This is a genomic window from Roseovarius sp. MMSF_3350 (assembly GCF_030733425.1).
Lineage (GTDB): Bacteria > Pseudomonadota > Alphaproteobacteria > Rhodobacterales > Rhodobacteraceae > Roseovarius.
The window spans coordinates 1-7,232 of sequence record NZ_JASHIZ010000037.1 but is presented as its reverse complement, the minus strand read 5'-3'; the positions used below and the strand labels follow the sequence as shown (position 1 = coordinate 7,232).

At 66.4% G+C, this 7,232-nt stretch carries 10 protein-coding genes and 1 pseudogene; 1 reads left to right on the top strand and 10 read right to left on the bottom strand.

Features of this window, described 5'->3' with window-relative positions:
- A pseudogene (locus RBB31_RS20465) lies at positions 1-311 on the bottom strand (alpha-D-ribose 1-methylphosphonate 5-triphosphate diphosphatase); the annotation flags it as partial.
- Between the two features lie 47 nt (positions 312-358).
- Here RBB31_RS20465 and RBB31_RS20460 point away from each other — a divergent pair.
- The gene (locus RBB31_RS20460) at positions 359-1,042 is read left to right on the top strand and encodes a DUF1045 domain-containing protein (protein ID WP_306131105.1); all 684 of its coding nucleotides are present in this window, start codon (positions 359-361) and stop codon (positions 1,040-1,042) included.
- Here RBB31_RS20460 and phnN read toward each other — a convergent pair.
- The 9 genes from phnN to phnG all read right to left on the bottom strand — a co-directional run bounded on the left by phnN (position 1,018) and on the right by phnG (position 7,126).
- Positions 1,018-1,584 (bottom strand): phosphonate metabolism protein/1,5-bisphosphokinase (PRPP-forming) PhnN, encoded by a 567-nt coding sequence (phnN, locus tag RBB31_RS20455; RefSeq protein ID WP_306131104.1) that lies wholly within the window; start codon positions 1,582-1,584, stop codon positions 1,018-1,020. The genes RBB31_RS20460 and phnN overlap by 25 nt on opposite strands.
- Positions 1,584-2,264: a phosphonate C-P lyase system protein PhnL gene (phnL, locus tag RBB31_RS20450; protein ID WP_306131107.1), complete on the bottom strand. Its 681-nt coding sequence runs from the start codon at positions 2,262-2,264 to the stop codon at positions 1,584-1,586. The genes phnN and phnL overlap by 1 nt, the downstream gene beginning before the upstream one ends.
- A 44-nt stretch (positions 2,265-2,308) precedes the next feature.
- Positions 2,309-3,079 (bottom strand): phosphonate C-P lyase system protein PhnK, encoded by a 771-nt coding sequence (gene phnK, locus RBB31_RS20445; RefSeq protein WP_306131106.1) that lies wholly within the window; start codon positions 3,077-3,079, stop codon positions 2,309-2,311.
- A gap of 76 nt (positions 3,080-3,155) precedes the next feature.
- Positions 3,156-4,025, bottom strand: a complete 870-nt coding sequence (locus RBB31_RS20440; RefSeq protein WP_306131103.1) for an alpha-D-ribose 1-methylphosphonate 5-phosphate C-P-lyase PhnJ — start codon at positions 4,023-4,025, stop codon at positions 3,156-3,158.
- Positions 4,022-4,612 carry an HAD family phosphatase gene (locus RBB31_RS20435; RefSeq protein ID WP_306131102.1) on the bottom strand — a complete coding sequence of 197 codons (591 nt, stop codon included), beginning with the start codon at positions 4,610-4,612 and terminating at the stop codon, positions 4,022-4,024. The genes RBB31_RS20440 and RBB31_RS20435 overlap by 4 nt, the downstream gene beginning before the upstream one ends.
- Positions 4,609-5,028, bottom strand: a complete 420-nt coding sequence (gene fosX / locus RBB31_RS20430) for a FosX/FosE/FosI family fosfomycin resistance hydrolase (protein WP_306131101.1) — start codon at positions 5,026-5,028, stop codon at positions 4,609-4,611. Before fosX ends, RBB31_RS20435 begins: the two co-directional genes overlap by 4 nt.
- Entirely contained in the window at positions 5,025-6,113 is a 1,089-nt protein-coding gene (locus tag RBB31_RS20425) for a carbon-phosphorus lyase complex subunit PhnI (protein ID WP_306131100.1), read from the bottom strand. The genes fosX and RBB31_RS20425 overlap by 4 nt, the downstream gene beginning before the upstream one ends.
- Before the next feature lie 3 nt (positions 6,114-6,116).
- Positions 6,117-6,683, bottom strand: coding sequence for a phosphonate C-P lyase system protein PhnH (gene phnH / locus RBB31_RS20420; RefSeq protein ID WP_306131099.1), 567 nt, complete (start codon positions 6,681-6,683; stop codon positions 6,117-6,119).
- A complete protein-coding gene (phnG, locus tag RBB31_RS20415) occupies positions 6,683-7,126 on the bottom strand; it encodes a phosphonate C-P lyase system protein PhnG (protein WP_306131098.1) in 444 nt (147 codons plus the stop codon). Before phnG ends, phnH begins: the two co-directional genes overlap by 1 nt.
- Positions 7,127-7,232 lie beyond the last annotated feature (106 nt).

The window sequence follows — 7,232 nt, the reverse complement described above, 5'->3', positions numbered from 1 at the left end:
GACCCCACCCGCATCGCATCGAAAACCGTCGTGATCCCGGTACTCGCCAGTTCCGCGTCATGCGCCAGGATCGCCGCGTTATGCGGCCAGTCCACCTTGGGCCGCGGCTGGATGTGCCGCTCCAGGTTGTCGGTATGCAGCTCGATCAGCCCCGGCGCCACGAAGCCAGCCCCGCAGTCGATCGCACCGGCGGGCACCGCGTCGCCCTCCTCGATCCCGGCAATCGCACCATTCTCCACACGCACGGCCCCGGTCATCACCCGGTCGCGCAGGATCACTTGCGCATTGGCAAGGCAAAACGTCTCTGTCATGGAACCATCACTTGGCTTGAAGTTGAAAGAACGGCAATACGGCGCGCATGGATTTCAATCGCTACGCCATCTACTACACCCCCACCGGCGCACTTGCCCGCTTCGGCGCCGACTGGCTCGGCTGGGACGTGGAGACCGGCAAACCGACCTCTCCGCCCGAGATCGACGGCCTTCCCGCCCAGTGGGACGAGATCACCAGCACCCCCCGCAGATACGGCTTTCACGCCACGATCAAGCCGCCCTTCCGGCTGGCCGAAGGCTGGGCGGAAACCGATCTTTTGACCGCCTTCACCACCCATTGCGGCCTCGCCGCTCCGGTCACGCTGGAGGGGTTGGACCTGGCGCAACTGGGCCGCTTCCTCGCCCTCGTACCCGCCGGAGACACAAGCGGCCTCAACCGACTCGCAGCCGACACCGTCCGCACGCTCGATGCGTTCCGTGCGCCGCTCACTGACGCGGACCTCGCCCGCCGCCGCGCCGCAAATCTCACGCCGGAACAGGACGCTCTCCTGCTGCAATGGGGCTACCCATACGTGATGGACCAGTTCCGCTGCCATCTGACCCTCTCCGGCAAGCTGCCCAAGGCACAGGCCACGCAACTCCGCACCGCTCTGGCCCCCGTCATCGCGCCGCTCGTCCCTCGACCTTTCATCATCGACGCCCTCAGCCTCTGCGGCGAGGATGCCACGGGCCGTTTCCACCTCGTTCATCGCGCCGCCCTCTCCGGCTGAAGCTTGTCCCAGACCTCCGCCGCGGTCTCGGACACAGTCCTCGTGTTCTCCACCTCGATCACCCGCTCCAGACCTTCGGGCAAGGCAAATCCCGCCCGCGCTAGCCGCACCGCGATCACCTCGGCGCTTTCCCGCCCGCGCGCCGCGAGGCGCGACGCCAGCACGTCCACCGGCGCCGTAAGGTGCACCACGGCAAATCCGGGAAACATCGCCTGTGCGTCCGCCAGAACCGCCCGCGACAGGTTCACCAGACACAGATGACCCGCCGCCACGTCCTCATTCACCGACACCGGAACGCCATAGCGCAGCCCATGCGCCCGCCAGTGCAAGGCAAACGCACGCGCCTGCACCCGCGCCTCGAACGCGTGCTCGCTGACCGGTTCGAACACCTCGCCCCTCGCGTCGGCCGCCCGCGTGATGACCCGCCGCACCAGCCGCACGCCCGCGTGCCGCTCGGCCAGCGCCCGCATCACGCTGTCCTTGCCCACGCCCGACGGCCCGACAACGCCAACCAGCCGCCCGGTATGGACCGGCGCGCACATCACGCCGCCTTCGGGGTAAAGACCGAGACGTCGATCTCCCGGTCACAGACCCGCGCCCGCGCCGCCTCGTCATGGAAAATCCCCACGATCGCAGCACCCCGCGCCTTGGCCTCCTCGATCAGACTCAGCACCGTCTCGCGGTTCGCGGCATCCAGGCTCGCCGTCGGCTCGTCCAGCAGCATCGCCGGATAGCCATGCGCGAAACCGCGCGCGATGTTCACCCGCTGCTGCTCTCCGCCGGAAAAGGTCGTCGGGCTCAACCCCCACAGCCCTTCGGGGATGTTCAACCGCCCCAACAATTCCTCGGCACGCGCCATGGCCACGTCCCGATCCACGCCCACCGCCAACAGCGGCTCGGCCACCACCTCCCGCGTCGGCACCCGTGGCACCACCCGCAGGAACTGGCTCACATACCCCAGCGTCTCTCGCCTGAGCGCCAGAATCTCGCGCGGTTCGGCCCGGGCCACATCCACGCCCCCCACTACGATCCGGCCCGAGGCGGCCAGATAATTGCCATAGATCATCCGCATCAGCGTCGACTTGCCCGCGCCGGACGCCCCCGTCAGCGCCACGCATTCGCCGCGCCCCACCGACAGCGACGCCCCCGCCATCACCGGAATGATCGCGCCACCCTGGTTGTGCAGCACGAAATTCTTCGACACGTTCTCGATCTCGATCATCATCCCGGCTTTCACTGTTCCCCAAATACTCAAATCCCGACGCTTCAAACCTGCAACACGCTCGAGACAAGCAACTGCGTATACCCATGCTGCGGATCGTCCAGCACCTGGTCGGTCAGCCCCGTCTCCACCACATGCCCGTCCTTCATCACCATCAGCCGGTCCGCCAAAAGCCGCACCACGGCCAGATCATGCGTCACGATGATGGCCGACAGCCCCATCTCCCGCACCAGCCCTCGCAACAGGTCCAGCAGCCGCGCCTGCACGCTGACATCCAACCCCCCCGTGGGTTCGTCCATGAACACTAGCCGCGGCCCGGTCACCAGATTCCGCGCGATCTGCAACCGCTGCTGCATCCCGCCCGAAAAGGCCGTGGGCCGGTCGTCCACCCGGTCCTCGGCAATCTCGACGCGGCCCAGCCAGTCCACGGCCGCGCTGCGGATATCCCCGTAATGCCGCGCGCCCACGGCCATCAACCGCTCGCCCACGTTGCCGCCCGCACTCACACCCATGCGCAGACCATCCCGCGCATGCTGATGCACGAAGGCCCAGTCGGTCCGCCCCAGCATCCGCCGCTCGGGCTCTGACATCCTCAGCGTGTCACGCGGCCCGTCCACGGCCGTGTCGAAAATCACCTCGCCGGCATCAGGAGCCAGATGACCGGCGAGGCAGCCCAGAAGCGTGGATTTACCCGATCCACTCTCCCCGACGATCCCCATCACTTCCCCGGGATAAAGGTCGAACGACACGTCCCGGCAGCCGACCCGGGCGCCATAGAACTTCGCCACCTCACGCACCTGCAACAACGGAGTCATCACGCCAGCCCTCCCGCACGCGGATTTTTCCAAGAATCCGCTCCAAAATTTTTCCAAAAATTTTGCGCCCCGTGTCTCACGCCGCGCCCTCCTCATAAGGCACGCCCTGCGCCCCCACATGCCCCGCGGCCCGGCGCCCGCGGCAGTAATCCGTGTCGGAACAAACGAACATCCGCCCGCCCGCATCATCCACGATCACCTCGTCCAGGTAGCTGTCCTCCGCCCCGCACAGATCACATTCATGCTCCGCCTTGCTCGGCTCGAACGGATGGTCCTCGAAATCGAGCGACACCACCTCGCACCACGGCGGCAGCGCATAGATCCGCTGCTCCCGCCCCGCACCGAAAAGCTGAATGGCGGCCATCTCCATCTTCGGGTTGTCGAATTTCGGAATGGGCGACGGGTCCATCACATACCGCTCCTCCACCTTCACCGGATAGGCATAGGACGTGGCGATCGCGCCGTGCTGACTGATGTCCTCGTAGAGCTTCACATGCATCAGCCCGTATTCCTCAAGGCTGTGCATCTTGCGCGTCTCCGTTTCGCGCGGCTCCAGGAACCGCAGCGGCTCGGGGATCGGCACCTGGTAGACCAGGATCTGGTCCTCCGTCAGTGTCTCCTCTGGGATCCGGTGCCTGGTCTGGATCAGCGTCGCGCGACCGGTTTCCTCGGTCGTCTCCACGCCCGCCGTCCGCTCGAAAAACTTGCGGATCGACACCGCGTTGGTCGTATCGTCCGCCCCTTGGTCGATCACCTTCATCCGGTCCTCGGGCACCAGCGTGGCGGCACTCACCTGCACGCCCCCCGTGCCCCAGCCATAGGGCATCGGCATTTCGCGGCTGGCGAACGGCACCTGGTAGCCGGGAATGGCCAGTCCTTTCAGGATGGCCCGCCGGATCATCCGCTTGGTCTGCTCGTCCAGATAGGCGAAATTGTACTCGTTCACAGCAGCCCCCGCTCTGTCAGGTCCCGGCGCAGCGCGTCGGGAGAAGTGAAATGATGCGCCTGCCAGCCCGCCTTGCGCGCGCCGTCCGCATTCGCGGCACTGTCGTCGATGAACAGACAGTCGCTCGGGCTCAGCTTGTTGCGCCGGCACAGAAGGTCATAGATCTCGCGCTCCGGCTTGACCCGCCCCTCATGCCCCGACACCACCACGTCCTCGAATGCCTCGCCCAGCTGCGGATGCACTTCCAGCGCCACGGGCCAGGTATCGGCGGCAAAGTTGGTCAGGCCATAGATGCCGTACCCCCTGCTGCGCAGCCGCTCCATCAGTGACCATGTCTCGCAGATCTTGTACTGAATTGTCAGGTGAAACCGGTCGAAATACCCGTCCAGCAACGCCGCTTGCCCCGCCCCGGCGGCTGCCACCGCAGCCTCCCGCGACCGCCCGCGATCCTGCTCCAGGTTCCAGGCATAGAAATCCGCATCCACCAGGAACGAATCTATTTCCTCGTCGCTGTCGAACGCATGCCGGAACGCCGCATGCGGGTCCCAGGCGATCAACACGTTGCCGATATCGAACACGATATTCACGCCACGCCCTCCCGGCCGCGCGCATACCGCGCCAGCCGTTCCTCCAGCGTGCCGGTGTGCAGCTCCAGCAAATGCCCGTCGGGGCCGTGGAAATACACCGACCGTCCCTCGCCTTCGACCCTTGGCCGTGGCGGACGCATCTCCAGTCCCAGCGCCTCGATCCGCGCCACGCGGGCGTCGAACGCGGCCTCGTCCACCTTGAACGCCACGTGATTATAGGTCCGCTCTGCCAGCGGCTCGCCCTTCATGATCGCGACCCACACGTCGCCCACCATGAAAAACCGCTCCTCTGACAGTGAGAATTGCGCGGCCCCGCTGGCATAGACGCACCGCGCCTCCAGCACCTCTTCCAGCACGCGCTGCATCCGGTCCAGGTCGGCACAAATGAACGTGATATGCGACAGGCCGGAACTCATTCCGCCGCCTCACGCGCCTCTTGGCCTTCCGCCTCGCGCCGCAACTTCCGCACCAGCTCCAGCTCGCTCTGGAAATCCACGTAATGCGGCAGCTTGATATGCTCCAGAAACCCGGTCGCCTGAATGTTGTCGGCATGCATCAGCACGAACTCCTCGTCCTGCGCCGGCGCGCCCTGGTCGTCCTCGCCCAGCTCCTTCCAGCGCAGCGCCCGGTCGACCAGAGCCATGGAAATCGCCTTGCGCTCGGTCTGCCCGAAGACCAGCCCATAGCCCCGCGTGAACTGCGGCGGCTCGGTTTTCGAGCCCTTGAACTGGTTCACAGTCTCGCATTCGGTCAGGGTGATCTCGCCGATATCAATAGCAAAGCCCAGCTCCGGCACCTCCATCTCGACCTCCACCGTGCCGATCCGCAACTCCCCCACGAACGCATGATTCCGCGCGTATCCCCGCTGCGTCGAGTACGCCATGCCCAGCACGAACCCCTCGTCGCCCCGCGTCAGCGATTGCAGCCGCAGCGCGCGGCTCGCCGGCAACTCCATCGGCTCGCGCGTCAGATCGGGCGGCGTGGCGTCACTCTCATCCTCGGTCTGGATCAACCCCTCGCGGTTCAGAAACCCGGTGATATGCGGCACCGGCCCGCCCTTGGCCTCGCCCTCGGGGGCCTCCGGCACCTCGCCCTCGGCGGCCAGTTTGAAATCCAGCAGACGGTGCGTGTAGTCAAACGTGGGCCCCAGAACCTGCCCGCCCGGCGCATCCTTGAACGTGGCCGAGATCCGGCGGTCGCACACCATCTCGCCCGTCTCCACCGGCTCGGACGCGCCGAACCGTGGCAGCGTCGTGCGATAGGCGCGAATGAGGAAGATCGCCTCGATCAGGTCCCCCCGCGCCTGCTTGATCGCCAGCGCGGCGAGGTCCGGATCATACAGCGACCCCTCCGCCATCACCCGGTTCACGGCAAGGCTCAACTGCTCGCGGATCTGCGCCACCGACAGTTCCGCCACGGACGTGTCGCCGCGCCGCTCCTCGGCCAGCCAGGCGTGGGCGTTTTCAATCGCCCGCTCGCCGCCTTTCACCGCAACATACATGGCTCAGCCCTCTACTTTCGTGGTCCGTGGCAGCGCCGCCACGCGGTCGCCACAGGTGAAAAAGAAATCCAGCCCCAGCGGAAACGCCTTTGCATTTCGCTGAAACGCCGCCACCTCCGGCAGGCGCAACCGCGCCGTGTCGCGGATCCCCGGCCCGCGCAGCACCGCACCTTCGGCCACCAGTTCCGGCACTTCGACGATCAGGGTCGTCGACCTGTCAGGATATTCCGGCGTGCCCACCGGATAGGCCTCCAGCGGCCCCAGCGCGTGCCACGTCCCCAGCGCGAACATCGCCCTGTCCGGCCCGGAAAACGGGGCGCCGGTATGAAACGTGATCCACTCCCGCACCGCCGGCGCATCATGATCACCGGCCAGGTATACCGGCGTCTCCGCGTCGCACAGCGTCAGCACCAGCACTCCCGCCGCCACCGACAGCGGCGCGGGCGGCTCGGCCCCGGTCAAATCCTCGATCCGCCCGGGCCGCGCCATCGCGTTCATCGCCCCGCGAAACGCCCGCGCCGCGTCCACCGGCGCATCGCCGAACCCGCCTGTCAACGCTTCGGTCTGCATCAGTCCTCTCCCCGCTGCATGGTGAAGAACTCCACCTTCGTCGCCGCCGCCTTGGCCCGGCGCTTCGCCTTCGCCTCGGCCAACGCCTCGGTCAAAGGCGTAACGACACCTTCGCGCACCCGCGCCGCCTCATCCGTCTGCATCAGCGCATCCACCAGCGCGGCGGTCGTCGCGTGCGCCTTGTCGCGCCCCTGCACATAGCCATGCCCCACCGCGCCACAGCCCAGCCGCAGCGAACAGCGCGTCACCGTCATTTCCCCAAGGTTGAACGGCGCCCCCGTCGCCCCGGGCCGCCCGCGCACCATCACTGCCCCCACCTCGGGCGCGCGCAAGAACTCGTGCTCGGGGGCAAATCCCAGCCTCTCCCAAAGCCGGGCCAGTTCGGCCGCGGGGGCCTTGGCCAGCGTGCCCATCCATGCCTGTCTTTCGGAATTTTCGGTCATCTAGACACCTTGCGAAGTTGTCGATAAACATATACAACTAGACAAATCTATAGCGTATGCCGCTCGAGTCGCCAAGCCCCTCTGCCATGAAGGTTTCATGACATGC

What these genes read in the sequence shown, in the direction of transcription:
- phnK (WP_306131106.1), bottom strand. Translation starts at nt 3,079, where the DNA reads ATGACTCCGTTGTTGCAGGTGCGTGAGGTGGCGAAGTTCTATGGCGCC.
- phnL (WP_306131107.1), bottom strand. Translation starts at nt 2,264, where the DNA reads ATGATCGAGATCGAGAACGTGTCGAAGAATTTCGTGCTGCACAACCAG.
- RBB31_RS20460 (WP_306131105.1), top strand. Translation starts at nt 359, where the DNA reads ATGGATTTCAATCGCTACGCCATCTACTACACCCCCACCGGCGCACTT.
- phnG (WP_306131098.1), bottom strand. Translation starts at nt 7,126, where the DNA reads ATGACCGAAAATTCCGAAAGACAGGCATGGATGGGCACGCTGGCCAAG.
- phnN (WP_306131104.1), bottom strand. Translation starts at nt 1,584, where the DNA reads ATGTGCGCGCCGGTCCATACCGGGCGGCTGGTTGGCGTTGTCGGGCCG.
- RBB31_RS20425 (WP_306131100.1), bottom strand. Translation starts at nt 6,113, where the DNA reads ATGTATGTTGCGGTGAAAGGCGGCGAGCGGGCGATTGAAAACGCCCAC.
- phnH (WP_306131099.1), bottom strand. Translation starts at nt 6,683, where the DNA reads ATGCAGACCGAAGCGTTGACAGGCGGGTTCGGCGATGCGCCGGTGGAC.
- fosX (WP_306131101.1), bottom strand. Translation starts at nt 5,028, where the DNA reads ATGAGTTCCGGCCTGTCGCATATCACGTTCATTTGTGCCGACCTGGAC.